1 protein-coding gene is annotated in these 620 nt (G+C 44.0%); it reads right to left on the bottom strand.

Annotated features, from left to right (window positions below; genetic code table 11):
• Positions 1-298 precede the first annotated feature (298 nt).
• The coding region (locus R8O10_RS26040; RefSeq protein ID WP_318192072.1) for a hypothetical protein at positions 299-620 on the bottom strand (322 nt) is incomplete at its 5' end.

Genomic DNA, 620 nt, shown 5'->3' with positions numbered 1-620 from the left:
ACACCATACCCCAATGAATATAGTCATGAATGACGTCGGGCTCAAAGCCACTTGGCGCGGCAAGTTGGAAGCGATCTTGCGCTTTGAAGAAGGCGTTGAATATGTCCTTTCTGCGTTTCATATCTGCCTCAATTAATTAGATAATGATAATTATTATCAATTAAAAATAAATTAGCAACCCTCTATTTTCGACAAAATTAGATATTAAAAAGCCGACGCAGTCGCATCGGCAGAAATGGTTGGGTTTTCATCCCGCAGCAAAGCTTATCCGTTGTTTAGAAGGATAAGCAGCGTAATGTTACTCAGTAAACAAGGTTTCGTATTTCACAAATGCTGTTTGTGTTTCGCCGTAGTAAAGCGTGCCTTCGGCTTGGATAACGACTCGCAACCAGCTCTCTGCGGAGGTTGGCTTTGGCAGAGTGATGTACCAGTTTTGGCCAGCTTGATCGGCGCGTGTCATATCAATCGGTTGAGCGTTCTGTTGTTGGTCATCGACTACGGACAGCTTGACGCCTTCCAGCGGATAGGCAGCGTTGAGAGACAGTTCTAGGCTATCTTTTGTCAGTTTTTCAGAACGGAACTTAACTTTAAAATCGCCATTTTCCATGTCACATAGGCCA

The organism is Vibrio sp. 1727, assembly GCF_033344415.1.
GTDB lineage: Bacteria > Pseudomonadota > Gammaproteobacteria > Enterobacterales > Vibrionaceae > Vibrio > Vibrio alginolyticus.
The sequence above is the reverse complement of the archived record's forward strand: the minus strand, read 5'-3'. Positions and strand labels throughout refer to the sequence as shown.